24 protein-coding genes are annotated in these 24,750 nt (G+C 62.8%); 8 read left to right on the top strand and 16 right to left on the bottom strand.

Going from position 1 to position 24,750, the window contains the following annotated elements:
- Positions 1 to 209: 209 nt before the first annotated feature.
- Positions 210 to 677, bottom strand: coding sequence for a hypothetical protein (locus tag GYH35_RS32380; protein ID WP_161830524.1), 468 nt, complete (start codon positions 675 to 677; stop codon positions 210 to 212).
- Here GYH35_RS32380 and GYH35_RS32375 point away from each other — a divergent pair.
- The 4 genes from GYH35_RS32375 to GYH35_RS32360 all read left to right on the top strand — a co-directional run bounded on the left by GYH35_RS32375 (position 654) and on the right by GYH35_RS32360 (position 5,613).
- On the top strand, positions 654 to 896 hold the full coding sequence (locus tag GYH35_RS32375) for a hypothetical protein (RefSeq protein WP_161830523.1): 243 nt from the start codon (positions 654 to 656) through the stop codon (positions 894 to 896). The genes GYH35_RS32380 and GYH35_RS32375 overlap by 24 nt on opposite strands.
- 175 nt (positions 897 to 1,071) lie before the next feature.
- A complete protein-coding gene (locus GYH35_RS32370) occupies positions 1,072 to 2,322 on the top strand; it encodes a carboxymuconolactone decarboxylase family protein (protein ID WP_161830522.1) in 1,251 nt (416 codons plus the stop codon).
- On the top strand, positions 2,319 to 4,550 hold the full coding sequence (locus tag GYH35_RS32365) for an outer membrane protein assembly factor BamB family protein (RefSeq protein WP_161830521.1): 2,232 nt from the start codon (positions 2,319 to 2,321) through the stop codon (positions 4,548 to 4,550). Before GYH35_RS32370 ends, GYH35_RS32365 begins: the two co-directional genes overlap by 4 nt.
- 70 nt (positions 4,551 to 4,620) lie before the next feature.
- On the top strand, positions 4,621 to 5,613 hold the full coding sequence (locus tag GYH35_RS32360) for an LLM class flavin-dependent oxidoreductase (protein WP_161815667.1): 993 nt from the start codon (positions 4,621 to 4,623) through the stop codon (positions 5,611 to 5,613).
- Here GYH35_RS32360 and GYH35_RS32355 read toward each other — a convergent pair.
- Positions 5,610 to 5,828: a hypothetical protein gene (locus tag GYH35_RS32355; protein ID WP_161815666.1), complete on the bottom strand. Its 219-nt coding sequence runs from the start codon at positions 5,826 to 5,828 to the stop codon at positions 5,610 to 5,612. The two genes, GYH35_RS32360 and GYH35_RS32355, sit on opposite strands and share 4 nt — an antisense overlap.
- A 59-nt stretch (positions 5,829 to 5,887) precedes the next feature.
- Here GYH35_RS32355 and GYH35_RS32350 point away from each other — a divergent pair, with 59 nt between their 5' ends.
- Positions 5,888 to 6,220, top strand: a complete 333-nt coding sequence (locus GYH35_RS32350; RefSeq protein WP_161830520.1) for a DUF962 domain-containing protein — start codon at positions 5,888 to 5,890, stop codon at positions 6,218 to 6,220.
- 1 nt (position 6,221) lies between these two features.
- Here the strand turns inward: GYH35_RS32350 and GYH35_RS32345 are convergent, their stop codons facing one another.
- The 4 genes from GYH35_RS32345 to GYH35_RS32330 form a co-directional block, all read right to left on the bottom strand.
- Positions 6,222 to 6,698: a (2Fe-2S)-binding protein gene (locus GYH35_RS32345; RefSeq protein ID WP_161830519.1), complete on the bottom strand. Its 477-nt coding sequence runs from the start codon at positions 6,696 to 6,698 to the stop codon at positions 6,222 to 6,224.
- A gap of 8 nt (positions 6,699 to 6,706) precedes the next feature.
- Positions 6,707 to 8,929: a xanthine dehydrogenase family protein molybdopterin-binding subunit gene (locus tag GYH35_RS32340; protein ID WP_161830518.1), complete on the bottom strand. Its 2,223-nt coding sequence runs from the start codon at positions 8,927 to 8,929 to the stop codon at positions 6,707 to 6,709.
- 147 nt (positions 8,930 to 9,076) lie between these two features.
- On the bottom strand, positions 9,077 to 9,943 hold the full coding sequence (locus GYH35_RS32335) for a LytR/AlgR family response regulator transcription factor (protein ID WP_161815663.1): 867 nt from the start codon (positions 9,941 to 9,943) through the stop codon (positions 9,077 to 9,079).
- Positions 9,944 to 10,097: 154 nt separating this feature from the next.
- Positions 10,098 to 11,471, bottom strand: coding sequence for a metal-dependent hydrolase family protein (locus tag GYH35_RS32330; RefSeq protein WP_161815662.1), 1,374 nt, complete (start codon positions 11,469 to 11,471; stop codon positions 10,098 to 10,100).
- A 231-nt stretch (positions 11,472 to 11,702) separates the two neighbouring features.
- On the opposite strand from GYH35_RS32330, the gene GYH35_RS32325 reads away from it, so the two are divergent.
- Positions 11,703 to 12,212: a hypothetical protein gene (locus GYH35_RS32325; protein WP_161830517.1), complete on the top strand. Its 510-nt coding sequence runs from the start codon at positions 11,703 to 11,705 to the stop codon at positions 12,210 to 12,212.
- A 1-nt stretch (position 12,213) separates the two neighbouring features.
- Here the strand turns inward: GYH35_RS32325 and aceK are convergent, their stop codons facing one another.
- From aceK to GYH35_RS32305, 4 genes are all read right to left on the bottom strand, one after another.
- On the bottom strand, positions 12,214 to 13,977 hold the full coding sequence (gene aceK, locus GYH35_RS32320) for a bifunctional isocitrate dehydrogenase kinase/phosphatase (RefSeq protein ID WP_161815660.1): 1,764 nt from the start codon (positions 13,975 to 13,977) through the stop codon (positions 12,214 to 12,216).
- A gap of 163 nt (positions 13,978 to 14,140) precedes the next feature.
- Complete coding sequence (gene icd, locus GYH35_RS32315; protein ID WP_161815659.1) at positions 14,141 to 15,442, bottom strand: NADP-dependent isocitrate dehydrogenase; 1,302 nt, start codon at positions 15,440 to 15,442, stop codon at positions 14,141 to 14,143.
- Positions 15,443 to 15,566: 124 nt separating this feature from the next.
- Positions 15,567 to 16,862: a sensor histidine kinase gene (locus GYH35_RS32310; RefSeq protein ID WP_161815658.1), complete on the bottom strand. Its 1,296-nt coding sequence runs from the start codon at positions 16,860 to 16,862 to the stop codon at positions 15,567 to 15,569.
- Positions 16,819 to 17,505: a response regulator transcription factor gene (locus GYH35_RS32305; RefSeq protein WP_161830516.1), complete on the bottom strand. Its 687-nt coding sequence runs from the start codon at positions 17,503 to 17,505 to the stop codon at positions 16,819 to 16,821. Before GYH35_RS32305 ends, GYH35_RS32310 begins: the two co-directional genes overlap by 44 nt.
- Positions 17,506 to 17,756: 251 nt before the next feature.
- Between GYH35_RS32305 and GYH35_RS32300 the strand changes: the two genes are divergently transcribed.
- The gene (locus GYH35_RS32300) at positions 17,757 to 18,308 is read left to right on the top strand and encodes a phosphatase PAP2 family protein (RefSeq protein ID WP_161815656.1); all 552 of its coding nucleotides are present in this window, start codon (positions 17,757 to 17,759) and stop codon (positions 18,306 to 18,308) included.
- A 280-nt stretch (positions 18,309 to 18,588) separates the two neighbouring features.
- Here the strand turns inward: GYH35_RS32300 and GYH35_RS32295 are convergent, their stop codons facing one another.
- The 4 genes from GYH35_RS32295 to GYH35_RS32280 form a co-directional block, all read right to left on the bottom strand.
- Positions 18,589 to 18,981, bottom strand: coding sequence for a DUF6165 family protein (locus GYH35_RS32295; RefSeq protein WP_161830515.1), 393 nt, complete (start codon positions 18,979 to 18,981; stop codon positions 18,589 to 18,591).
- Between the two features lie 9 nt (positions 18,982 to 18,990).
- On the bottom strand, positions 18,991 to 20,022 hold the full coding sequence (locus GYH35_RS32290; protein WP_161830531.1) for a CDP-glycerol glycerophosphotransferase family protein: 1,032 nt from the start codon (positions 20,020 to 20,022) through the stop codon (positions 18,991 to 18,993).
- A gap of 139 nt (positions 20,023 to 20,161) precedes the next feature.
- On the bottom strand, positions 20,162 to 20,998 hold the full coding sequence (locus GYH35_RS32285) for a glycosyltransferase family 2 protein (protein WP_161830514.1): 837 nt from the start codon (positions 20,996 to 20,998) through the stop codon (positions 20,162 to 20,164).
- Positions 20,999 to 21,041: 43 nt separating this feature from the next.
- Entirely contained in the window at positions 21,042 to 22,109 is a 1,068-nt protein-coding gene (locus tag GYH35_RS32280; protein ID WP_161830513.1) for a glycosyltransferase family 9 protein, read from the bottom strand.
- 10 nt (positions 22,110 to 22,119) lie between these two features.
- On the opposite strand from GYH35_RS32280, the gene GYH35_RS32275 reads away from it, so the two are divergent.
- Positions 22,120 to 22,854, top strand: coding sequence for a 3-deoxy-D-manno-octulosonic acid kinase (locus GYH35_RS32275; protein WP_161830512.1), 735 nt, complete (start codon positions 22,120 to 22,122; stop codon positions 22,852 to 22,854).
- Here GYH35_RS32275 and lpxL read toward each other — a convergent pair.
- Together lpxL and GYH35_RS32265 are read right to left on the bottom strand one after the other, a co-directional pair.
- A complete protein-coding gene (gene lpxL, locus GYH35_RS32270) occupies positions 22,851 to 23,777 on the bottom strand; it encodes an LpxL/LpxP family Kdo(2)-lipid IV(A) lauroyl/palmitoleoyl acyltransferase (protein ID WP_161815650.1) in 927 nt (308 codons plus the stop codon). The two genes, GYH35_RS32275 and lpxL, sit on opposite strands and share 4 nt — an antisense overlap.
- On the bottom strand, positions 23,777 to 24,745 hold the full coding sequence (locus tag GYH35_RS32265; RefSeq protein WP_161830511.1) for an LpxL/LpxP family acyltransferase: 969 nt from the start codon (positions 24,743 to 24,745) through the stop codon (positions 23,777 to 23,779). The genes lpxL and GYH35_RS32265 overlap by 1 nt, the downstream gene beginning before the upstream one ends.
- Between the last annotated feature and the right edge of the window lie 5 nt (positions 24,746 to 24,750).

Genomic DNA, 24,750 nt, shown 5'->3' with positions numbered 1-24,750 from the left:
ATCGAACGCAAAGCCCGCCAACAGTGAAGACGCTCGCGAGTTTCCCGAGACCCCCGCGGCAGCCGCCGCCGAGCCACTGCCACATCGAACGCGCTCTTAAAGAAAACGTCACGTCACCAGCCAAGGCGCGAGCTTCCCCCGCCGAGCCACTGCCACATCGAACGCACTCTTAGTCGCCAGCGAGCCACCGCAACACTTAACCATAAACCTCACGTCAACCCGCCAGCGCGCCCCGCGTTATACGCCTCAGGGAACAACACGAGGGTGGTCGTATGCAGGTCTTCAACGTCACTAAGAGTCGCTTCACTTTGGTGTTGATGGTTGCCGGCGTTCTGGGTGTCGCCAGCTTGAGTCAGGCCGAGGCCGGGGTGCGGGGTCCTGGCGTCAATGCTGGGCAGCAGAATCAACATCAGCGCGTTCGGCAGGGCGTTCGTTCCGGGGAGCTGACTCGTCGAGAGACTCGAAACCTGGCGGCGAGCCAACGTGATATTCGCCAGTTGGAGCGGGCTTATAAGTCCGATGGTCAGCTGACCCGTGCCGAGCGCGTTGATCTCCATCATGAGCAGAACCAAGCCAGCCGCGACATCTACAAACAGAAGCACGACGCCCAGGATCGCCCCGTAGCGACACCAGTAGCGGCCCGCGATCCGGGCGTGAATCATCGGCAGGTGAATCAAACCGGTCGGATCGTCAATGGCGTGAAGACAGGCGAGTTGACCCACGACGAAGCTCGCGAGCTGCGGGATGGGCGGCGGGAGATTCGTCAGACCGAACAGCAGTACAAGGCCGATGGCACATTGACCCGGGACGAGCGCATCGACCTGCATCAGGACATGAATCAGCAGAGCCGCGACATCCACGAAGCCAAGCACAACGAAGAGACTCGCGGACAGTAATTCGCGCTGTCACGACCCGACGCTAAGCCAGCCCGCTTCCGGAAGGACGCGGGCTTTTTTTCGTCGTGGAACGGCTACAGGTCCGAGCTGCGGAACGGAACGCTTCACGCTTCTTGACTGCTGCGCTGTCGCGGCCCGACCTACGATGCTATGGACTGCAGTAGGGGGAGGAACAATGCAAAGAAATGGAATGCGCGGTCTGGCGGTCGCGATGATGCTTGCTGTGTCGGCGATCAGCATTCCTGCAGTCGCGGCGGACGCGCCTGAAACATTCTCCAAGCGCTTGAGCGCGCCGCGGCTCGCCCCGCTCGATAAATCCAAAGCAACGCCCGAGCAGCAGGCCATGCTGGCGCGTCGGGCCGACTACAACATATACAAAACGCTCGCGCACCACGTCGATCTCTATAACCGTTGGAGTCCTCTGGGGCAGTTCCTGTTGAGCGGTTCCAGCCTGCCGCCGCGTGAGCGGGAGATCGTCATGTTGCGGATGGGATGGCTGTGCCAGTCCGAATACGAATGGTCGCAACACGCTCGCATAGCGAAGGGCGCGCCTGGGCTGACCGATGCCGAGATTCGTCGCATTGCTCAAGGGCCGGATGCCGGTTGGGCGCCGTTCGAGCGTGCGCTGATACAACTGGTCGATGAGCTGCGCTACGACACGATGATCAGCGATGCGACCTGGCGTGCGTTGCTGACGAAATATTCGCCGCAACAAGTAATGGAATCGCTGTTCACGGCCGCGCAGTATCAGTTGGTATCGATGGCATTGAACAGCCTCGGTGTGCAGCTCGATCCTGAGCTGGATGATCGCCTGCCCAAGGACTTGCCGCCGCCGCGCCTTGCTTCATATCCGCAGTCGCCGCGTTTGTCAGCGCCGCGCCTGAAGCCTCTCGCGCTGACGGAGATGACGCCGGAGCAACGTGAGATCGTTCAACCGCAGATCAAGGACGGCAAGCTTCCCCATCTGTATGCGACGCTGATTCATCACCCGGGCTTGTATGGGCCGCGCCTCAAGTTTGGCAGCTATGTGCAACGGGACTCCTCATTGCCGCCGGCAACGCGGGAATTGCTCATCCTGCGCACAGCGTGGCTGATTCGCAGTGATTACGAGTGGGGACATCACGTCGCGACAGCCAAGGCGGCCGGATTATCGGATGACGACATTCGCCGTATAGCGAAGGGGCCGCAGGCGACCGGCTGGAACGATGAGCAAGCGTCCGTGCTGCAGGCAGCGGATGAATTGCGTCGCGAGGCGTTCATTCGAGACGACACTTGGAAGTTGTTGTCGAAGTATTACGACGCCAAGCAGCGAGTCGAGATCATCTACACCGTGGGTGGCTACACCATGACGGGCCTGGCCATCAACAGTTTCGGCGTCCAGCTCGAGCCCGGCTTTGAGCGGCCCGCGACGGTGGCGACGCCATGAAACGATTTGTCACCGCAAAGCTCGCGCTGGCGCTCTTGGGCGTAGCCCACGTCGCCATGGCTCAACAAGGCACGAGCGACGGCGAGTGGCCGCACTACGCCGGCGATGCGGGCTCGACCCGTTACGCGCCGTTGTCTCAGATCGATCGCTCCAACGTGAAGGATCTGCAGATCGCATGGCGGTGGCGGTCGCTGCCCATCGGCAAGTCTGCAGACACGAATCTGAAGGCCACGCCCTTGATGGTCGACGGGGTGCTGTACACGAGCACGGGTTTGCATCAAGCGGCGGCCATCGATCCCGAAACCGGCGAAACCTTGTGGGTGTTCACGCCAGAGCCGAAAGAAATTCAAGGCCGCGGCGGTGTCCCTGCGAGTGGGCGCGGACTTGCGTACTGGACCGATGGCAAGAACAAACGTTTATTCCACAACACGCTCGACGGCCGGTTGATTTCCATCGATGCGCGCACGGGCAAGGTCGATCCCAAGTTCGGCGTCAATGGCACGGTGTTGTTGAAGGAACAGCTCACCGATCGGCCGGTGCCCATGGTGGGCTCGTCGTCGCCGGCCATCGTGGTGGGCGATGTAGTCGTGGTGCAAGTCGTTTCCGAAGTCACAGCCGTGAACAAAGAGGCGGTGCCGGGTCACATTCGCGGCTACGACGTGCGCACGGGCAAGCGGCTGTGGATCTTCCACACCATTCCGCAGGAAGATGAGTTCGGTGTGGAGACTTGGGAGAACGGTTCCTGGAAGTACAGCGGCAACACCGGTGTATGGACCACGATGAGTGCGGATCCCGAGCTGGGATATGTGTATCTGCCGGTCGAGACGCCATCGCACGATTTCTACGGCGGCCACCGGCTGGGCGACAACCTGTTCGCCGAAAGCCTGGTCTGCCTGAATGCCAGGACCGGCAAGCGCGTCTGGCATTTCCAGATCGTTCATCACGGTGTGTGGGACTACGATCCCCCTGCGGCGCCGATTCTCGGCGACATCACTGTCGATGGCCGTCGTATCAAGTCCGTCACGCTGGTGACCAAGCAAGCGATGTCATTCGTGTTCGATCGCGTGACCGGCAAGCCGGTGTGGCCCATCGAAGAGCGGTCGGTGCCCCAGTCCGATGTGCCCGGCGAGCGATTGTCACCGACGCAGCCATTCCCAACGAAGCCCGCGCCGTATGAGCGGCTGGGTTATCACGAAGACGATCTCATCGATTTCACGCCGCAGCTCCGGAGCGAGGCGCTTGCGATTGCGTCGAAGTATGTGCGCGGGCCGATGTACACGCCGACGAGTCGGGTCATCGAGGGCGGCACGCAGGGAACATGGGTGAGTCCGGGGTATGGCGGCGGTTCCAATTGGAATGGAGCGGCGTTCGATCCGGAGAGCGGCATGATGTATGTGCCGACGAAGAACTCTCCGATGATCGCTGCGCTCACGCCGGCGGATCGCAAGCTCACCAACTTCGACTACGTGCGTGCAACTACGGCGACGGTGCAAGGGCCGCGAGGATTGCCGGTCGTGAGGCCGCCGTGGAGCAAGGTCACTGCAACGGATATGAACACCGGCGAGCACCGCTGGTCTCGCGCGATCGGTCCGGCGCCGGAGCACGTCCGCAATCATCCAGACCTGCAGGGACTGGGATTGGATTTTTCCAGCATGGGGCAGACGTCCATTCGCCCTAGCCCGTTGGTAACGAAATCCCTGTTGTTTCTCGGTGAGAGCGGCTCGTTGAGCGGCGATCCGGGCGGCAGGATGTTCCGTGCTTACGACAAGACGACCGGCTCGGTCGTGGCCGAGATTGAATTGCCCTCGAAGAGCACGAGTGCGCCGATGACTTATATGCATAAGGGGCGGCAGTACATTGTGATAGCAGTGTCGACGCGGCAGCATCCGGCGGAACTGGTGGCGCTTGCGCTGCCAGGCGGTCGAAAGCCCCAGGGACAAAGTGATCCGATTCCCACGATCGCTGGAGCATCGCGCCCGGTGATGAACAGCGCAGAAGTCGCCAGAGGTCGCGCCTTGTTCGCTCAGCACTGCGCCGCCTGCCATGGCGCCAAGGGGGAAGGAGTGAACGATGGAGCGCCGTCGTTGCTCGGGCAGAACGAGCCGGAGAAGGTGCTGTACAAAGTACGTATGGGCGGCGTGCAGATGCCTCCCATGCAGACCCTGCTGAACGATAAGCAAATTCAGGACATCAGCGCGTTCGTGGTCGCAGGCTTGCCGGCACGGTAGCCCCGCGGTGAACTTCAGTCGTTCCTGCATGGCTTGAATCTGGGGGCCGCGGCTCAAGTATTCTGCGGCCATGGCTACTCTATCCGTACTCGACCTGTCGCCGATCCCGGTGGGCAGTGACGCCGCGCAGTCCCTGCGCAATTCGCTCGACCTTGCCCAGCACGCGGAGCGGTGGGGTTATCGCAGGTTCTGGCTCGCCGAACATCACAGCATGCCGGGCATCGCGAGCGCGGCCACGGCGGTTGTGATCGGTCACGTTGCGGCGGGCACGTCGACCATCCGGGTCGGGGCGGGCGGCATCATGCTGCCGAATCATTCGCCGCTGACGGTGGCCGAACAATTCGGCACGTTGGAATCGTTGTTCCCAGGTCGGATCGATCTGGGATTGGGGCGCGCGCCAGGATCGGATCAGGCCACGGCCCGTGCGCTACGCCGCACGCTCAATTCGGATCCGGATGCGTTTCCGCAGGATGTGCTGGAGCTGATGGCGTACTTCGGGCCGTTGCAGGAAGGTCAGCGAGTGCAGGCAGTGCCGGGGCAGGGATTGAATGTTCCTCTCTGGATTCTTGGGTCCAGCCTGTTTGGTGCGCAGGTGGCGGCGGCCTTGGGCCTGCCGTTCGCGTTCGCCTCGCATTTCGCCCCCGCGCAGATGATGCATGCGTTGGAAATCTATCGGGCGCGCTTCAAGCCGTCGCAGTATCTGGACAAGCCTTACGCGATGGTGGGGTTCAATGTATTCGGCGCGGATACGGATGAGGAAGCGAAGGTGCTCGTGACCTCGATGCAGCAGGCGTTTGTGAATCTGCGCTCCGGTACGCCGAAGAAATTACAGCCGCCGGTGCCGGGGTATTACGAAAATCTGCATCCGCACGATCGGTCGATTCTGGACGAGGTATTGACCTGCTCGGCGATCGGCTCGCCCGAGACGGTGCGTCGTGAGTTGAAGGCGTTTGCAGAAGTCACGGGCGCGGACGAAATCATCGTCGCGTCCATGGTCTACGATCATGCTGCGCGCTTGCGGTCGTATCAGATCGCAGCGGAGGCGAATGCGACCCTGGGCTAGCGCTGGCCCGGGTATTTCATCGCGCCGAGGCGGGCCAGCATCTTCGACAGCTCTTCGGGGCTGATATAAAAATACTCACAAACGCGACCCCATAGCATCGGGGTCGGTACGTTGTGGTCGCCGCGCTCCTTCTGCGTCTCGTGGAGCACATACAGCACGATTCGTTCCTTGCGGGTCAGGCCATCGCGGACGTCGGGGATATCGTCGTAACTCATTGCTGTTTGCCGCGCAGAGGCGCAAGGTATGCGGTAAATCGATTGCCGGGGGAAGCCGCATGGACACGAAGCCCGCGACTGCCGTCGACCCGAAGTCGTTCCAGACCTTCGAGGAATTTTATCCCTTCTACCTCAGCGAGCACAGCAATCGCACCTGTCGGCTGTTGCACTTCATCGGTTCGACCCTGGCGCTCGGTTGCCTGGTGCTGCTGATCGGCACGGGCGACGGTTATTGGCTGCTGGTGGGTCTGTTGTGCGGGTACGGCTTCGCCTGGATCGGCCATTTCGCCTTCGAGAAGAACAAGCCGGCGAGCTTCAGCCGCCCCCTCTACAGCTTCCGCGGCGATTGGGTGATGTATCGGGATATCTGGGCCGGCAAAATCAAGATCTGAGTTACAGCTGAGTCGTCTTGCTCCGCAGGGCCGCGGCCTTCACGGCCTTTCTGATTCGCACATAGGATCCGCAGCGGCAAATGTTGGTCATGGCCGCGTCGATGTCGGCGTCGCTGGGATGGGGCGTGCGTTCGAGCAAGGCGACGGCGGACAGGATCTGGCCACCCTGGCAATAGCCGCATTGAGGCACATCGGTTTCGATCCAGGCCTGCTGCACTGGATGCAGATGTTGTTCGTCGCGCGCCAGGCCTTCGATGGTGACGATGGACAGGCCCTTCGCGTCGGTCAGGCGCATCAGGCAGGAGCGGACGACGCTGCCGTTGGCGAGCACCGTGCAAGCGCCGCACTGTCCGATGCCGCAGCCGAACTTCGTGCCTTTGAGTCGCAAGTCCTCGCGCAAGAACCACAACAGCGGCATGTCTGCCTTGTCATCGGGCGCGGCGACCGGTTGGCGGTTCAGGGTGAATTCGATGGGCATGGGTTCGCTCAGATTTTGAAGCTGGCCGCGATGGGCATGCGACGCACTCGTTTACCGCAGGCCGCGAAGATGGCATTCGCCAGCGCCGCGCCGGCGGGCGCGAGTGGCGGTTCGCCGACGCCGGTCGGGTCGTAACCGCTGTCGACGATTTCGACTTCGATGGACATCGGCGCCTCGCGCAGGCGCATCCAGCGCAAGGTGTTGAAGTTATCGTTGACGACGCGGCCTGCGCTGACCTGAACATCGTTGAACAGCGCCGCGTTCAGTCCGTCGACGAAGCCGCCTTCCATTTGCGAGCGGATGTGATTCGGGTTGATGGCGAAACCGCAGTCGATCGCACCCCAGGCGCGCAGGATCTTCAGCTCATCGGTGTCGCCGACGCTGACTTCCAGCACGCACGCTGCATAAGTGCCGAATGTGAAGTGGCCGGCGATGCCCAGCCCCGTGCCCTTGGGGCGTGGACGTTTCCAATCCGCGAGCCGTGCGGCGGCTTCATAACACTTCGCCATGCGGCCGGAATGAATGCTCTTCGCCGCCCAGTTCTTGATTTCATATTCCCGATACGGTTGCAGCCATTGCAAACGAAACGCGAGTGGATCCTGGCCAGTTGCGTGCGCCAGTTCGTCGAGCATGGACTCGGTTGCGAAAGCCCATTGCAACTGAGTGGGCGCGCGCCATGGGCCGCAGGGAATGTTCGAAGTAGCAGCGAACTGCTCGACGCGATAGTTCGATACGACCTTCGCGGGAAAATAGTCGCTGGCCTCGGGTCGGCCGCGGGTTTGGGCTTGGCGATGCTGCCATCCGACGATGCGCTTGTCCTTGATCGCTGCCCGCACGCGCATTACGGCGGCGGCATCGAAGAAATCGCGCTGAATCTCATCTTCGCGCGTCCAGGTGACTTTGACTGGCCCTTTGATCCGATGGCTCAACGTCACGGCTTCGCGGATGAAGTCGAGCTCGCTGCGTCGGCCGAAGCCGCCGCCCATGCGTTTGCCGATGACTTTGACCTTCAATGCATCGATGCCCGCGATGAGTTCGACCTCGCGGGCGATCCAATGCGGAACCTGATGGCCGGCGATGACAGTGGCGCTATCGCTGCGAACGTCGGCAATGCAGTTGTGCGGCTCCATGCACGCATGCGCGAACAGCGGTTTCTCGTACGTGTGATCGAGCACCAGATCGGCGGTGGCGAACGCGGCGTCCACGTCGCCGTCATCGACGAGTTTGTTTGCTACGCCGTTGCCGGCGACCAGGCGATGAAACTCCTGGATCTGCTGAGTCGAGTCGTCGGTGGTGGCATTCTTCCATTGAGCTTGCAGCGCTTTGCGACCTTGCATCGCGGCCCACAGGCTGTCCGCGAGCACGGCAATTCCCGCTGCCAGGACTTGCGCATCGCCGCCCGGCCAATGGTCTTCGACTTTGCGCGGCAGCTCGATGATGTGGCGGACGCCGGGAATCGCCAGCGCGGCATCCTTGTTGTAGCTCGCGATCTCTGCGTGGAGCGCCGGTGCGCGCTCGATCACTGCCTGCAACGCGTTGGGATAATCCTCGTCGATGGCGAACAGCGGGCGTCCCATCACGATGTCGCGAATGTCCACGACGCCCGCGTCCTTGCCCATGATGCGATAGTCGGCGCGTTGTTTGAGCTCGATCTGCTCGGGTTGAACCTGGCGGCTGGCAGCCTTGGCGGCGAGTTCGCCATAGCTGAGGCGACGGTCGCCGTTCGGGTCGATGACAAAGCTATCCCGGGCGATCAACGTGTCTGCCGGTACCTGCCACCGGGCCGCCGCTTCTTCCAACAGCATCCGGCGAACAGTCGCGCCTGCGCGGCGCATGTAATCCCAGTTGTTTCGGACGGTCTGACTGCCGCCGGCGCTGGATTGACCGAACTCGTAGGCGACCTCGCCTGTGTCGTTCCGGATCATCCGGACGGGCTCGTCTTTGGTGACCGTCACCCGCGACCAGTCCAGGTCCATTTCATCGGCCAGGATCATCGGGCCGGTGGTCCGCATGAACTGGCCCATCTCCATGACCGGCGACATGAGCTCGGCGGTGTTGTCCGGATGCAGCGTCAAATAGACGCACCAGGCGGATGACGCCCCCGCCGTTCGCGCAGCCAGCGACGAACGGGGAGGCAGGGGGATCGAAATCAGCAGCGCGCCGGCGGCGGAGAGCGACGCTTTCAGAAAACTACGACGGTCCAGATGAGTCGCTGTGGCCGGCGGGCGCATGACGGGCGGGCTCTCCTTGGCGGTGAGCCCATTGAAGCGAGGGCGCGCGAGGCCCGCGAGCGAAATGTGATGACCGAGGGCGCGATGTGACGAATGGGAGGCGTCCGAGGGACGAATGGCCGGCCTTGGGACGAACGTCCGGGGCTGTTATTCCGCCGGGCGGTAGCGCTGCAGGGCTTGTTTGTGCTTTTTGCTCATGGGCAGAGCCTGGCCGCCGCGCAATTGCACGGTGCCGTTGCCCGAGGGCTGGGTCTTGATGCGCTCGATTTCGTCCCGCCGGACCAGATGGCAGCGATGGATGCGGATGAAATCGGTGGCGGGCAGCAAGTCCTCGACCTGCTTCAACGTGGCGCGCATCAGATAGCGCTGACCGCGCTCGACGATCTCGACATAGTTGCCGGCGGCGCTGACGCACTCGATGCGACTGATCAGGATCAAACATTGGTCGGCGCCCTTGCTGACCAGCAGGGCGTCTTGCCCGGCCGCGGCCGGCTCGGGCTCCGGCGTCAGGGGCGCCGGTTCGAGCTCAATAGCCGGCGCGACATCGACGCTCTCGGTCAGCGCTCGCCGATCTCTCAAGAAGACGTGCCAGACCAGATACACGACGCCGACGACTGCCACATAACGGGGCAGAAATATCATCAGGCTGGTCGCCGCATCCCGTGCGTTCGTCAGCAAATCGATGGCGACCGGCACGGCGGTCGACAGGAACACCACAATCGCGACCAGTGCGACGAATTCGACCGCCCGGTCGTGCCATTTGGTGGAGTACTTACGAAGCGTCGCGAAGATCACGGGCGTGGTCACGAGCCAGACGCCCCAGTTCTTGAAGACTTCGGTAATCGAGATTGCGGATGCCCGCTCCGCCGGGATGTTGTCCACGATGACCTGGTAGGCCATGCAATAGCACGTCAGCAGGGCGATGAAGCCGCCCCAGCCGATCAACGAGGTCTTGAAGTCGCTCCGCAGCGGCCAGGCTGCGTCACGGGGCAGATGAAGCGTTCGAGCCGACACGGCGAGTCTCCCTGACCGATCGGAAATAATGCCGAAATTAACATAGCCGGCGGCCGGATGAAGCAACGCACCGGTCGCTAGTGATGACTTTCGCGGCGTTATTTTGTTCCGTGTCGTGGTGGCGCTGGCGTTGCGGCCAGCGCCACCCGGAGCATCAGGTGCTCGAAAGTTGTTCCGGGGGGAACGCCTGGCGCTGGCCGTCGAGCTTGTGCACGACGCCCCGGCGCATGACGAAGTTGACGTTCTCGAGGCGGGTCACATCTTCGAGCGGGCTGGCGCCGACGGCGATGATGTCCGCGTCCTTACCCGGCGCCAGCGAGCCGATGCGGGCTTCCTGTCCCAGCAGGGCGGCTGCATCGAGAGTCGCAGAGCGGATCGCGGCGGCGGGCGTCATGCCTGCCTGCACCAGCAGCGCAAACTCCTTCGCATTCTTCGCGTGGTCGCCGACGCCCGAGTCGGTGCCGAACGCAATCTTCACACCGTCTTTGATCGCGGCCGCGGTGTTCTTCGCGTGGCTGGCGACGGCTTCCTGAGCTTTGAGCAAGGTGTTCTGCGAGCGAGCGCCGGCTTGCGCCTGAGCCAGAGCGGCGTGCGGGGCCACCATGGTCGGGACGAACCAGGCATTGCGCTTCTTGAACAGTGCGTTCGTGGTCGCGTCGGTGTACGTGCCGTGCTCGATCGAGTCGACGCCGGCTTCGAGCGCCGCCTTGATGCCGTTATTGCCGTGAGCGTGCGCGGCCACCTTGCGACCGAACATGTGCGCGGTGTCGACGATGGCCTTCATCTCGTCAGCAAACATTTGCTGATTCAGGCCGCCGGCGATGTTGCTGTTGACGCCGCCGGTCGCGGCGAACTTGATCACGTCCGCCCCTTGAGAGATCTGCGCACGGACGGCGCGGCGACAATCGTCTGCACCGTTGCAGGTGTTGTTGGCGTGCTCATGCACCATTTCGGCGATGTCACGATTGGTGTTGTTGGATGAATCGCCGTGGCCGCTGGTGATGGAGATGCTGCGTCCTGCGACATAAAGCGTCGGACCGGCCAGCACGCCGTTGTTGATGCCATCGCGCAGCGCCGTGACGCTGTGGACGTCGGAGCCGAGGTCGCGCAGCGTCGTGAAGCCGGCTTCGAGCGTGCGGCGTGCGTTGTCGATGCCGATGACGAAGCTGTCTTCCACATCGCGATTGTTCTGCTCGATGCGGGCGCGCATCTTGTTATCGTCGTTGAAGATGTGAACGTGCATGTCGATCAGGCCCGGCAGCACGAACTGTTTGCTCAGATCGACCAGCTTCGCGCCCCCTTCCGGTGCAACGAAGCCATCGCGGATCGCTTCGATCTTTCCATCGCGCACGATCAGCGTCGAGTTGCCGCGGGGCGCGGCGTCCGGCCGATCGAGCAGTGTCCCAGCGTGGATATAAACAACTTTACCGATGGGGGTCGGCGCCTGAGCTGTGCTCGACACCGAGCTCAGCAGGGCCATGGCGCCGGCCAGTGCCAGGGAGGATCGAGACAGAAGCGATCGATGCATGTTTTGAGTCCTTGTAGGAGAGCGCGAAGCGGCCGATCTTAGGCAACGGCTGCGGGGTCATCCAGTTCGCCGGAACCCGTCCCTGGCGATTGCATAGCTCATGCACGAAACTGCCGGATCGCGGTGAATTGTGACGTGCCGGGTCAGGTCGCCGCCGTTGGCTTGCCAGATCTTGGGCCCGGGGGGAACATCCGAGTCAGGGTTCCGACGTCGTCCGAATGGAGTCCAACCGTGAAATTGTTCATCGGGTGCGTGTTCATCGCGGCAATGCTGGTGTTGGGCGCTGCCGAGGGCGACGAAGTCCACGTTGTCCAGCAGGGGGTCGATATCGATTCCCGGCAAGAAACCCCCGCTCGGCAAGAGGAGCTGGCGGCCAAGGTCATCGCCCTGGCGGAATCCGCGAGTGTCGAGTCGACCGGTTACGTGGAGTGCGAAAAGCGTTGGAAGAAAACGCTCTCCCAGCCCAGATTCGTGCACGCCTTGTTCGATCCGGCGCGCGACGTGAAGCTGATGGTGGCGTACCACCGGACACACCAGTTCACGCCGGTGAATGAGATCCGCATCGTGTTGTCGGAGCGCGGCTGGACGGATCACATCCTGGTGCGCGTCGGCTCGCAGATTCGCGCCGTCACCAAGTACTCGCCCTGCAGGATGGCCGAGCTGATCGTGGGCGCGAAACTGCGCACGTCGACGCAGGAGCACGCTGAATTGCTCAGTGGCTACTGCGTCGACCCCAAATGATTCAAATGCTGCTGAACACGCGCACGCGGTGGCGGTGATAAGGCAGCACTTCGAGCACTTCGCCATCCCGCAGGCGCTGTTGAATGCCGCGCCACCACTCGGCGGTCATGATTTCGCCGTGGACCTTCAGGAACACTTCCTTGAGGTGTGCGTCGAAGCCGAGGAATTGCATGAACGTTTCCGGGAACACGTCGTTGTCGTTGACGTGGAACCAGGCCTCGGCGCGCATGTCGTCTTCGTCGAACTTCGATTGCGGCACGTCTCGGAAGCGGCAATCGGTGACGGCGCACAGCTCGTCGTAGTCGTAGAAGATCACGCGAGCGTGGCGCGTGACGCCGAAGTTCTTCAGCAGCAAGTCGCCGGCGAAGATGTTCGTGACAGCGAGGTCGCGGATGCACTGGCCGTAGTCGAGCACGGCCTTCTCGGCGTCTTCGCGCGAAGCATTGCGGATGTACAGATTGAGCGGCGTCATGCGGCGCTCGATGTACACGTGATCCATGATCACGTCGCCATCTTCGAAGTGCACCGTGTTGCCGGCTTCATCCTGCAGCTCGGCGACCAGCTCCTTCGAGAAGCGGGCCGCGGGGAACTTCAAGCGTTTGAATTCCTGCGCGTCGACCAGCCGGCCGGCGCGGTCGTGCTTGAAGACCATTTCGTATTTCTTCTGCACTTCTTCGCGCAGGATGTTCTTCGGATAGGCGAAGCGATCCCGGATGATCTTGAACACCACGTCGAACGACGGTAGCGTGAAACAGATCATCACCAGGCCCTTGTCGCCCGGCGCGTGCACGAACTGGTCGTCGCTCTTCTGCAAATGTTTGAAGAGCTCGCGATAGCGCTCGGTCTTGCCCTGCTTGGCGCGGCCGAGCACTGTGTACAGCTCGCTCACCGGCTTGCGCGGCAGAATGCTCTTCAGGAACACGATGGCCTGGCCGACATGCGCCAGGTCCGCATGGAAGTACGAGCGCGTGAAGCTGAACAGGATGCTGACGGTGCTCTCGTCCATCATCACCGCATCGATGCGCACGCCGCTCTCGGTGTTTTGCAGAGCCAGCACGAAAGGCAGCTGCCAGCCCGGCCCGGAGATGCGGCCGACCAGGTACGCACGGGTCATCTGAAAGAACACGGTGCGGATGATTTCGATCTGCTCGACCTGCAGCGGCGGCTTGGAGGCATCGGCATCCACTTCGCATTGGGCGCGCACTTCGTTGCTGATCGTGCGGACGCTGCGGTCGAAGTCGACATACGGGGTGCGGAAGCGGAAGTCCGCGAGCACTTCCTCAAACAGCAGCTCGAGCGAGCCGCGGTTCACATAAACGTTTGTTTCGATCGCGGAGGTGACGGAGGCGATGGGATCCAGATCCAGCGCGACGAACTCCACCGCCGGATCGACGCCGATCGTGCCGAACGTGCGACGGGTGACGGAGTTGAAAAAGGTCTTGTCGAATTCCAGGTCGGGCAGGGCGTCGATCAGCTCGGTGAAGCGGCGCTTGATGCTGCTCCAGAGCGCGCGCTCGGTGACATCGTCGCCGAGCCGTGCCTGCATCTGGTGCACGGCGCGATCGACGCATTTGTCATAGAGCTCAATACGCTCGACGGCATCGCGCAGGCTGCCGCGCCAGTCGCGAGCTTCGAACTTCTGGGGCGCCCGCCGCGTGATGGAACGGTATTCCGCGTTGTAATCCGCGAACGATTGGACCAGCGCGCCTGCGCATGTATCGACCAATGCGTCACGAGAAAGAACGGAAGCGGATGATGCTGACATATTCAATGGGTCCTTGAAGATGTCTGAGATATTAGCGCGCCGCTATGCAGGCGCGACAGCCGGTTAGGTGGGAAGTCCGGCGGGAAGCGCCCTCTCCGGTGGGAGAGGGCGACCCTTAAGCGAGGAATAAGCATTCCCCTGCGAGGGGATGCTTATAGGGACGTCACAGATTCCGAATCAAAGCGTCGCCGAATTCGGAGCACTTCACTTCCTTGGCGCCTTCCATCAAGCGTGCAAAGTCGTAAGTGACCGTCTTCTGGGCGATGGTCTTGTCCATGGCGCTGATGATGGCGTCGGCCGCTTCGGTCCAGCCCATGTAACGCAGCATCATTTCGCCGGAGAGAATCACCGAGCCCGGGTTCACCTTGTCGAGATTCGCGTACTTCGGCGCCGTGCCGTGCGTCGCTTCGAACACCGCGTGGCCGGTCACATAGTTGACGTTGCCGCCTGGCGCGATGCCGATGCCGCCGACCTGCGCGGCCAGCGCATCCGACAGATAGTCGCCGTTCAAGTTCATGGTGGCGATCACGTCGAACTCTTCGGGGCGCGTCAGCACCTGCTGCAGCGTGATGTCGGCGATCGCGTCCTTGATGATGATCTTGCCGGCCTTCTTGGCCGCATCCTGCTCTTCGTTCGCGGCCTTCTCGCCCTTGGCGGCCTTGGTGCGCTCCCACTGATCCCAGGTGTAGGTCTGGGCGGCGAACTCTTTCTCCGCCAGCGCATACGCCCAGTTACGGAACGCGCCTTCCGTGAACTTCATGATGTTGCCCTTGTGCACGATCGTCACGCTCTTGCGCTTGTTGACGATGGCGTACTCGACGGCGGCACGGAACAGACGCTCGGTGCCTTCCTGCGACACCGGCTTCAGGCCGATGCCCGAAGTCTCGGGGAAGCGGATCTTCGCGTACTGCTTCGGGAACGCGGCCTTGAAGGCTTCCAGGAACTTCTTGTTGTCCGGCGAGCCGGCTTCGAATTCGATGCCGACGTAGATGTCTTCGGTGTTCTCGCGGAAGATCGTCATGTCGACGCGGTCCGGAGTGCGCACCGGCGAAGGCACGCCCTTGAACCAGCGCACCGGGCGCAAGCACACGTACAGATCCAGCATCTGACGGAGCGCGACGTTCAACGACCGGATGCCGCCGCCGATCGGCGTGGTCAGCGGGCCCTTGATGGACACGAGGTAGTCGCGGCACGCCTGGACGGTTTCGTCCGGCAGCCAGGTATTGAACATGTCGTTCGACTTCTGACCGGCGTACACCTCCATCCAATGGATTTTGCGCTTGCCGCCATAAGCCTTTTGCACGGCTGCGTCCATCACGCGCACCGAGGCGCGCCAGATGTCCGGACCGGTGCCGTCACCCTCGATGAAAGGGATGATGGGTTGATCGGGAACGTTGAGCTTGCCGTTCTGGATGGTGATTTTCTGCCCCTGCGGGGGCACGTTCAGTTTTACTGCGGTCGACATCGACGAACTCCGTGGAGCTGGTTCGTAAGAAGGATAGTTGCCGGTATTTTGGGGGCCGGCATGCTATCACAACCGGGTGGGGCGCGGCCGGGCTCGGGACGGCCGTGTGCGCTCAGGCTGACATTCAGAAATTCACGGTCGCGGTCACGCCGTTGCCGGCATTTTCCAGTCGGATCGCCCAGCCATAGCGCTCGCAAATGCGCCGGACCAGGTACAGGCCCATGCCGTGGCCGCCGGGATGCGACGTAAAGCGCGGCGGGATGTTTTCCAGCTGGCCGGCGGGCAGGGCGCCGGCGTTGCTGACCACCAGTTCGCGGCCCTGAGAACGGCACAGGATCTCGCTGCCCGTGCCGTGCTGGACGGCGTTGCGCACCAGGTTGCCCAGGGTCATGGCGACCATGCTTTCCGGGGCCGCGACCCGCAACGGCCCGCCACGAAGCTCGACGACGATGTGCTTTTCTGGTGCAACACTGCGCTGGTCCTCGACCACGCGCGCCAGGACCGCATAGACATCGCAAGTCGTCTCGGCCGGCGCGATGAGCTGGGGCTCGCGCGACAAGGCCAGCAGCGCGTCGGTGAATTCAGTCATCTCCCGCACGGCGCGTTGAATGCGGGCGAGGGCCTTGGCCGCGCCTGGCCGGCCGGCGGTCTGCGTTTCGAGTAGCTCGACCGCTCCGCGCATGACCGCGAGCGGCGTGCGCAATTCGTGGCTGGCGGTGGCCGTGAACGATTGCTCGCGTTCGACGAAGCCGTCGAGCCGTTCCATGAAGGTGTCGATGGAGCGGGCGATCGGCTCGAGCTCGTTGCCCGCGAACTGCGCGCCGATGCGGACGTGTCGCTGGCCTGGATCGATCTGCGTGAGTCGATCGGCGAGCACGGTCACCGGCTCCACCAATCGGCGCGAGATCGCGGTGGCCGCGAGGCCGGCCACGATGACGACGCCGACCACGCCGAGCCCCAGCACGAACAACGCAATCCTTTCCTGCACGACGTAGCTGGTCACGTCGTAAGTGATATACAGCCGGCCGAAGTTGCCATCGCGCACCAGCACGTCGAGCAAACGTTTGCCCGAGCGCACGCGATGCATTTCGCCGGGCTTGAGCATGGCGATGTGCCGCGGCAGCTCGGCGAGATCGCTCGATCGATAAATACTCAGGCGCGCGGAGCGCAGGGGCTCGGCGCCTCGATCCGCATGCAGGCGCTGTTCGAAGTGCGTCAGCTCTTCGGAAAGCAGATCGAGCGTGATGTTTCTTTTGAGGCGCTCGTCGGCGAGATAGGCCCAGGCGCTCAGGATCAAGCCCGCGCCGGCGAGCAGCGCGATCATCGTCCCCGCGATGCGTGCGCGCAGGCTGAGCTGCGCGAACCACTCGCCCGCCCTACGGACGAGGCGGTTCCGCCGAAAGTCGATAACCGGTGCCATGGACGGTATGTAACAACTTGGTCGTGAAGTTCTTGTCGATGGCCGTGCGCAGCGCATGCATGTGGGCGCGCAGGAAGTCTCCCTGCGGCGGCTGATCGCCCCACAGTTCCTTCTCCAGCTCCTGGCGCGTGACCACGCGATGCGAGTTCTGTAACAGCACGATCAACAAACGTCGGGTGGTTGGATTGAGCTTGATGCGTTCGCCGCCGCGCTCGGCTTCGAGCGTGTCCAGATCGAATGTGAGATCGCCGACGGTCAGCAGACGCTGCGCCGGGGGCACGTTGGCGCGACGGAGCAGCGCCTTCAGGCGCACGTCCAGCTCGGCGAGCGAGAACGGCTTGACCAGGTAATCGTCGGCGCCGGCTTCGAAGCCTTCGATCTTGTCCTGGAGCGTGTCCTTCGCCGTCAGCATCAGCACCGGCACGCGCGTGTGGCCGGCCTGGCGCAGCTGACGGCACAGCGACAAGCCGTCCATGCCGGGCAGCATCAGGTCGAGCACGATCGCGTCGTACGGCTGATTCAGCGCCAGTTGCAGCCCGCGATCGCCATCGAGCACATGCTCGACAGTGTCGCCGGTCGCCTCGAAGAACTCGGCGATGTTGGCGGCGATGTCACGGTGGTCTTCGATCAGCAGCAGGCGCATGGGACGAAATATCGGCGGTTGCAACGACACATAGCTGTCACATTGTACGGGAACGCGGCCGGCTGCCGGGAAATACCTAGAAAACCGCTGCGAAATCACACAACTGTCACGCCGGCGTCAAGGCTTCGCAGCACTCGGAGCGCAAATTGACACTGCGCGAAGGTATCGCGCGAGTAGCCCAGCAAAAGTCACGCCTTTTGATGGGCGTATCGAAAGGGCCTCGGCCGCTTTCGATCATAGGAGCAGTTGCCATGACTACCGCACGTGTGGACGGAATATTTCGCCGGGTCGACGCGTACGAATACGCGTGGTGCCTGCGTCTGAACCGGGGTTGCCAGCAGCGGCGCTTCGTCCGTGACCTGTTCGCCGCGGTCAGCAAGCTCGGCGACGGCGTGTTCTGGTACGTCCTGATCTTCCTGTTGCCGGCGATCTACGGCGAAACGGCCGTGATGCCTTCCGTGCGCATGGCTGTGGTCGGCATCGTCGGCGTGCTGCTGTACAAGTATCTCAAGTCGCGGCTGGTGCGCGAGCGTCCCTATATTTCGCTCGCCGGCATCGTGCCGGGTACGCCGGCGCTGGACCGCTACAGCTTTCCGTCGGGCCACACGCTGCACGCGGTGAGCTTCACGATCCTGGCCATCTCCAGTTTCCCGGAGCTGGCCTGGTTGTTGGTGCCGTTCGCCACGCTGGTGGCGGCGTCACGCGTAGTGCTGGGCCTGCACTACCCGACCGATGTGGCCGCTGGCGCCATCATCGGCGCGACCCTGGCCATGGTCAGCATGGTGGCGTTCCCGGTCGTTTGATTGAGAGTTCGGATGGGAGCCTTGGTGGCTCGCGTCGCCGGGACCGACCTGCCTCCTTCCGGCACCGGGCGCCCGCCGGAGCGCAGTGCGCTCCTCGGGTCACGTCCATGATGAGCCCTGCTGTTGTGGCCCCATCCCTGTGCCACAAAGCTGCCGGAAGGAGGTAGGTCGCTCCCGACGCCGCCGAAACGTCAGCTGCGCATTGGCGCGTGACTCAGCTCCGACCCAAGAGGATGGCTCTTCATCCCATGCGAAACCTCTTGGCGTTCTCGGACGGAACTCAATACTTCGCGTAACTCTTCTCTTCGACGATCTTCGAACCGAGCTTGGTGTTGATCGTCTTCTTCACCGCCGCGCGTTCGTCGTTCCTGATGTACACGGCGCGAGCCAGCTCGATGAATTGCTGATCGAATTGCTTCTGACGCTCCTTGTCGCGGATGTCGTCCTCGATGTCCCAGAGCTTCTTGTTCACGTCGCGCAGCTGTTTCCACTCGGCGTCGATGTCAGTCGTGGCGTGAGGTGAATTGCGCCAGGTCTCCTGGAGCAGTTGCAGCTCCACTTTGACGTTGGCCAGCTTGGTGGCGTCGCTGATGTTGGCGGCTTTGATCTCCAGGATGGTGATCTTGTCGATCAGCTCGCCCGGCGAAATGGGAACTTTGATTTCGGTGCTCATGGTGAACTCTCAGGCCGGACCCCAATAGCCCAGGCGCTTGCGGATTTTGATCTTACGCCACCAGTTGCCCGGTTTCGGCTTGCGATTGCGGGCGCCGGCGGCGATGAAGTCGTCCACCGCGTCGAGCACGCGTTCGCTGGAGCGGCCGTCGCGGTACGGGTGGATGGAATCGGCGTATTCACGGATCGCCTGCATCAGCTCCGGCGGCCGCGACAGCGCACGCTCGATGGAAGGCAGCAGCTGGTCCGGCGAATCGATGTCGATCAATTGCGGACCGGGCCGGCGGTTCTTGAACGTCACGACCGGCTTGTAGGTCAGCAGGAATTCGTTGAGCGCGGACGAGGTGTCGGAAATCATCATGTCGACCTGCGGGAACAGGTCGAGGATGTTGTCCTCGGTGGCGAAGCGGAGATATTCGTTCTCCAACGCCTTGTACATGGCAACCGTCTCGGGCGCGCTCTTCGGATGCAATGTCACGATCCAGCGCCAACGTCCGGTGCGCGACATGTCACGGATGTTGTCGTAAAGGATGGGCGCCGCACTCCACGAAGGCGAGAACGTCGAGTGATACAGGATCACGGGCTGTGCGCGCACCGGCGGCGGCTCGGGCGAGCCATGCTCGCGCATGAACGGATCGAGCTTGGGCCAGCCGGTTTCCTTCACGGCGAAATGTCCCAACTCGTGCGACTTCTCGGTGAACGCCTGTGTGTCGCGCGCGCCGGTCGTGCAGTACAGATCGAAGAAGCCGCGAATGTATATATGACGCGGCTTGCCGGCATCGAAGCCGTGGAACACTTCGACCTTTACGCCCGGAAAGAAATGCGGCACGGCATTGCTGGAGGTGAGCACCGCGATCGGCGCGAACTCACGCACCTCGCGCGTCGTGCGAAGGAACGTTTCATTCGATCGCAGCTCTTCGGCGCCCGGGCCGTCGAAGAACCAGGCGGCTTTGTGTCCGCGCGCCCAGATCGCTTCCTGCAGAGGGCGCAAGATGGCGAGCGCGTAACGCTCCGAACCGTATAAGAGGTAATGTTTGCTCATCATATAAAATTCGGGATCGGGCATCCTGCCACGACCCTCATGCGAGCGGTCAAAAAGGCGTGACTTTTTGTCGCTCGCCGCCGCCAATGGCGGCGGGGTACATCCATGTACCCGTGGTGCTCTGTAGAAAATGTTCGGTTCACGGGTCTAGTCCGTATCCATGCAACAGCTCCGCAGCCATGTCTTTCGACTCGGGATTGCGGCGCATCTCGTAATAACGCATGCGCTTGTACGCTGCGTACGTCGCCGCCGTCTGCGACACGACGAAACCGCGCCAGCCATCCAGGAACGCCAGTCGCAGGAAGTAGTCCTTGATGAACGCGCTCAAATAAACAAACGGCGTCAGCCACATGTTCACCGGCTTGCCGCGATCCAGCCAGTCGCGCGCCTTCAACTCGGCATAGCGCAGCGTCTTGAGCTGCTTGTGCACCAGGGTCGGGTTGTTCAAATGAATGAACGGGTGCTTGAGGGTCGCGGCAGGGCCTTCGAAGCGCAGCGACTCATGCACTCGCACGTCGGTCCAGCGCGCGCGGCCGCGATGATAGAGGCGGCCCATGCGCTCGCCAACCATCGGTCGATACCAGCGCATCGGTGCGCCCATGTACCAGGTCTGCCGCCGCAGAATCGCGCCGGCGTTCGACGACTGCATGAGTTGGGGCAGGCGTTCGCGCAGCTCGCGGGCCAGCTCGGGCGACAAGGCTTCGTCGGCATCGAGCACCAGGATCCAGTCATGGCTGGCCTGGGTGCTGGCGAAATTGCGCTGCGGTCCGAAGCCCAGCCAGTCCTGATGGACCACCCGGGCGCCATGGCGCTCTGAGACTGCCTGCGTGCCGTCGGTGCTGCCCGAGTCGATCACCAGTTTTTCCGCAGCGAACGGCACGCTGTCCAGGCAGCGGGCGATCGCGGACGCTTCGTTGCGCGCGATGATCAGGAGCGTAATGGGCAGCTTCGGGAGCTGGCTGGGGTCGACGGCCATGTCGCCAGTTTCGCAGCGCGCGTGAGGTGGGGCAATAAGCGGGTTATTTCTTGTGCCGCGCCAGGCTCAGCAGCAGCGAGTGCATTTTCTTGATCACGTCGTCCGGGGTGATCAGGTCCATCACGCCGGGCCGCTCGATCTTGGTCGTCCAGGGGATCTCGGCGGCGGCCTTGCCCAACAACCGTTTTGCCGCGAGGTCGTATTTGTCGACGCACCACTGACGGCTCAAATAAGGGCCGCTGCGCGCCGGATTGGTCGCTGCATACAAGCCGATCACGGGGATGCCGGCAGCGGTGCCCATGTGCGCCGGGCCGGAATCGGGCGTGATCAGCAGCGTCGCGCGTTCCAGGGTCGCGAAGAATTGCAGCAGCGTGTCCTGCCCGATGGTGTTCAGGCATTGCTGCTTCATGAGGCTCACGATCTGCTCGCCGGTGCGCCGCTCGATTTCGCTAGGCCCGCCGCACAGAACCACCCGCAAGCCCAGCGACGCGACTGCATAGTCCGCGACCTCCGCGTAGTACTCGGGCCGCCAGTTGCGCAGCTGATGGCTGGAGCAGGGGCTGATGATGACGGTGTTGCCGGGCTCGGGAATGACCCGGTTGGCATAGGCGACCGCGTCGTCGCTGAGGGGAATATCCCAGCGCAGCAGCCGGTCATAAACATCGAACTTCTCGGCGAAGCCGAACAAGCTGTCCATCACGTGCTGGCGCGCTGCCGGCGCGATGCTCAGGTTGGTGAACAGCCATTGCATCTCGCGGGCGCGGCTGCGATCGAAGCCAAGCCGGATTTTCGCGGGAATGGCGGTCGAGAGAATGCTCGCGCGCAGCGACAGCTGCATATGCATGAGCACGTCGAAGCGCCGGCCGCGCAGCTGTTCTTTCAGCTTGGCGCGTGCTTTCAGCGTGCCCTCGCGCTTGTCCACCACGATGAACTCGATATCGGGCAGATGGCCGAACAGCTTCGCTTCCAGACGGCCGATCACCCAGGTGAAGCGGGTGTTCGGCCAGGCCCCCTGCAAAGTGCGGATGACCGGCAGCACGTGGCAGGTATCGCCGATCGCCGAGAGCCGCAGGATGCAGACGCTGGCAGGTGGATGAGTGTCGTTATACATTGCTGTCCGAATGACCGACGAGCAATTCATCGCCACCGCCGGCGGCGGCATCCTATACGACGCCTCGCGTCTAAGTAAGCCGGACGAAGAATTGTTCTCGCGATCTCACTGGGCGTCGCTGGGCGCGTTGGAGGAGATCGCCGGCGGTCGCAGCTCGATTGCCGTGTTGAACGTCGCGGCGGCACGTGCCGATTCAACGGGAATCCGCTGGGTCTTGCGCCATTATCGTCGCGGCGGCCTCATCGCCAAGCTGTCGCAAGACAGCTACCTGTGGACTGGCGCCGCCCGCACCCGCTCCTTTGCCGAATGGCGCTTGCTCGCCGAGCTGCGTCGACGAGGGTTGCCGGTGCCCGCGCCAGTCGCAGCTCGTTACGTTCGCGGCTGGGTGACGTATCGCGCCGATTTGATCACCGAGCTGCTGCCCGGCACTCGCACGCTCGCCGATGTCATTACTGGCAACGATCTGTCCGAGACGGGCTGGCGCGTAGTGGGCAAGACCATCGCGGCATTCCATCGCGAAGGCGTGCATCACGCCGATCTCAACGCCAACAACATTCTGCTGGCCGGGAGCCAGCCCGAAGTGTATGTGCTCGACTTCGACCGCGGCCGCATCGAGCCTCGCGGCGCTTGGGAGCAGGCGGTGCTGGCGCGCTTGCGGCGCTCACTGGACAAGATCAAAGGCCAGCGTGCCGATGTGAGATTCGGCGAACAGCAGTGGCAGTGGCTGCACGGAGCCGCGGTTTAGCTCGCTTTTTTGCGCTTGTAGTAGTCCGGATAGTCCGGCGTGAGCCCTTTGAAGCGGCGGTGGATCCAGAGGTACTGCTCGGGCGTGCGACGCACCTGCAATTCGATCAGATGATTGAAGCGCTTCGCGTCCGCGACCGGATCGTCGCTGGGGAATTCCTCGAGCATGGGATAGATCACCATGCGGTACTTGCCGCTCGGCAAGCGCTCCTGAAAGTAGGGCAGCACGGCGGCGCCGGTCATGCGGGCGAGGCGCGAAGTCGCTGTGTTGGTCGCCGCCGGAATGCCGAAGAACGGCACCATCTCCGCGCCCTTCTTGCGATACGCCTGATCGGGTGCATACCACACCGGCTCATTGGTCCTCAGCGACGTGATGAGGGTGCGCACGTCATCGCGAGGGATGGCTCGCTTGGCCTGATGGCTGCGATTGCGCATCAGAAACCGCTCGAGCACGGCATTGGACGTGGGGCGATACATGATGTTCACCTCATGCGCCAGCTGGTCGCACAACACGCGGCCGCCGATTTCCAGCGTCGTGAAATGCGCGCTGAGCAGGATGGCGCCCTTGCCTCGTTCCAGCGCCGTTCGCAAATGCTCGATGCCCTCGAGCTGCGTGAGCTTGGCGATGCGCCGCTGCGAGCCCCACCACGCGATCGCCGTTTCAAATATGCCCAGCCCCAGGCTCTTGAAATGTTCCTTGAGCAGCAGCTCGCGCTGTGCGTCGGAAAGCTCCGGCAGGCAGATGCCCATGTTGGTTCGCGCGATGCGCACGAACGAAAGCGGCAGGCGCACGGCAAGGCTGCCCAGCGCGCGACCCAGCACGGTGAGCACGGGAACCGGCAACGGCTGCAGCGCCTTGAGCGTGCCAATGGCCAGCCAGGTCGGCCAATAGTGGGGGCGGAGCAGGGGCAACAGGGTCTTCATCAGCGTCGATACGGGTCGTAGTCCGGGCGCTTGAAGCGCTTGTAGGTCCACAGGTACTGCGCCGGATTGCGGCGGGCATGATCTTCGATCAGCTCGTGAAAGCGGCGCGTATCGGCCACCGGATCGCTGGAAGGAAAGTTCTTCAGCGGCGGATGAATCACGATCACATAGCCGGAATTGTCCGCGCGGCGCTCAGGAAAGTAGGGTAGCACCGGTGCGCCGGAGATCTTTGCCAGTCGTGAAGTGGCGACGTTGGACGCCGCCGGCACGCCGAAGAACGGCACGATCTCGCTGTTCTTGCCGGTGTAGCGCTGATCGGGCGCGTACCAGACCGGCAGATTGTTTTTCAGATTGGTCAGCAGCTCGCGGATCTGCTCGCTGGTGACCGCCTGGACGGTATGTTTTTCGCGGTTCCGGCGCGACAGTTCGGCAATCAGCGGATTGCTCGGCGTCAGATACATGACGCTGGTCGGGCCAAGCAGCGTCAGCGCCCGCGCACCCATTTCCAAGGTGGTGAAGTGGGCGCTCAGCATCAGCGCGCCACGGCCCTTGGCCAGCGCGGCCTGCAAATGTTCCTCGCCTTCGAACTGAATGAGCTTGCGCAGGCGCGCGTCGCGGGCCCACCAGACCAGGCCAGTCTCGAGCAGCGTGCAGCCCAGCGATTCGAAGTGCTCGCGGACCAGTTCGTCACGCTCCTGCGCGGACAAGCCCGGCAGGCACATCGCGATATTGATCGAAGCGATGCGGCGATCCCGGCGCGCGAAGCGAAAAGCCAGCCGTCCGAGCGCGCGGCCCACCGCCAGCTGCATGCGCAATGGCAAAACATTCAGGGCGCGCACGATGCCCAGCCCCAGCCAGATGGGCCAGAACCTGGGTCCGAGAAATCGGTAGAGCGGGACGCCTTGAGTGGATGGAGCCGGCGGTGATGTAGTCATCACTTCATAGATGGCAGCGGTTGCGGGTACCATCTTAT

This window comes from Steroidobacter agaridevorans, assembly GCF_009932555.1.
Lineage (GTDB): Bacteria > Pseudomonadota > Gammaproteobacteria > Steroidobacterales > Steroidobacteraceae > Steroidobacter > Steroidobacter agaridevorans.
The sequence above is the reverse complement of the archived record's forward strand: the minus strand, read 5'-3'. Positions and strand labels throughout refer to the sequence as shown.

What these genes read in the sequence shown, in the direction of transcription:
- GYH35_RS32370 (WP_161830522.1), top strand. Translation starts at nt 1,072, where the DNA reads ATGCAAAGAAATGGAATGCGCGGTCTGGCGGTCGCGATGATGCTTGCT.
- GYH35_RS32365 (WP_161830521.1), top strand. Translation starts at nt 2,319, where the DNA reads ATGAAACGATTTGTCACCGCAAAGCTCGCGCTGGCGCTCTTGGGCGTA.
- GYH35_RS32360 (WP_161815667.1), top strand. Translation starts at nt 4,621, where the DNA reads ATGGCTACTCTATCCGTACTCGACCTGTCGCCGATCCCGGTGGGCAGT.
- GYH35_RS32355 (WP_161815666.1), bottom strand. Translation starts at nt 5,828, where the DNA reads ATGAGTTACGACGATATCCCCGACGTCCGCGATGGCCTGACCCGCAAG.
- GYH35_RS32350 (WP_161830520.1), top strand. Translation starts at nt 5,888, where the DNA reads ATGGACACGAAGCCCGCGACTGCCGTCGACCCGAAGTCGTTCCAGACC.
- GYH35_RS32345 (WP_161830519.1), bottom strand. Translation starts at nt 6,698, where the DNA reads ATGCCCATCGAATTCACCCTGAACCGCCAACCGGTCGCCGCGCCCGAT.
- GYH35_RS32340 (WP_161830518.1), bottom strand. Translation starts at nt 8,929, where the DNA reads ATGCGCCCGCCGGCCACAGCGACTCATCTGGACCGTCGTAGTTTTCTG.
- GYH35_RS32330 (WP_161815662.1), bottom strand. Translation starts at nt 11,471, where the DNA reads ATGCATCGATCGCTTCTGTCTCGATCCTCCCTGGCACTGGCCGGCGCC.
- aceK (WP_161815660.1), bottom strand. Translation starts at nt 13,977, where the DNA reads ATGTCAGCATCATCCGCTTCCGTTCTTTCTCGTGACGCATTGGTCGAT.
- icd (WP_161815659.1), bottom strand. Translation starts at nt 15,442, where the DNA reads ATGTCGACCGCAGTAAAACTGAACGTGCCCCCGCAGGGGCAGAAAATC.
- GYH35_RS32310 (WP_161815658.1), bottom strand. Translation starts at nt 16,862, where the DNA reads ATGGCACCGGTTATCGACTTTCGGCGGAACCGCCTCGTCCGTAGGGCG.
- GYH35_RS32305 (WP_161830516.1), bottom strand. Translation starts at nt 17,505, where the DNA reads ATGCGCCTGCTGCTGATCGAAGACCACCGTGACATCGCCGCCAACATC.
- GYH35_RS32300 (WP_161815656.1), top strand. Translation starts at nt 17,757, where the DNA reads ATGACTACCGCACGTGTGGACGGAATATTTCGCCGGGTCGACGCGTAC.
- GYH35_RS32295 (WP_161830515.1), bottom strand. Translation starts at nt 18,981, where the DNA reads ATGAGCACCGAAATCAAAGTTCCCATTTCGCCGGGCGAGCTGATCGAC.
- GYH35_RS32290 (WP_161830531.1), bottom strand. Translation starts at nt 20,022, where the DNA reads ATGAGCAAACATTACCTCTTATACGGTTCGGAGCGTTACGCGCTCGCC.
- GYH35_RS32285 (WP_161830514.1), bottom strand. Translation starts at nt 20,998, where the DNA reads ATGGCCGTCGACCCCAGCCAGCTCCCGAAGCTGCCCATTACGCTCCTG.
- GYH35_RS32280 (WP_161830513.1), bottom strand. Translation starts at nt 22,109, where the DNA reads ATGTATAACGACACTCATCCACCTGCCAGCGTCTGCATCCTGCGGCTC.
- GYH35_RS32275 (WP_161830512.1), top strand. Translation starts at nt 22,120, where the DNA reads ATGACCGACGAGCAATTCATCGCCACCGCCGGCGGCGGCATCCTATAC.
- lpxL (WP_161815650.1), bottom strand. Translation starts at nt 23,777, where the DNA reads ATGAAGACCCTGTTGCCCCTGCTCCGCCCCCACTATTGGCCGACCTGG.
- GYH35_RS32265 (WP_161830511.1), bottom strand. Translation starts at nt 24,745, where the DNA reads ATGGTACCCGCAACCGCTGCCATCTATGAAGTGATGACTACATCACCG.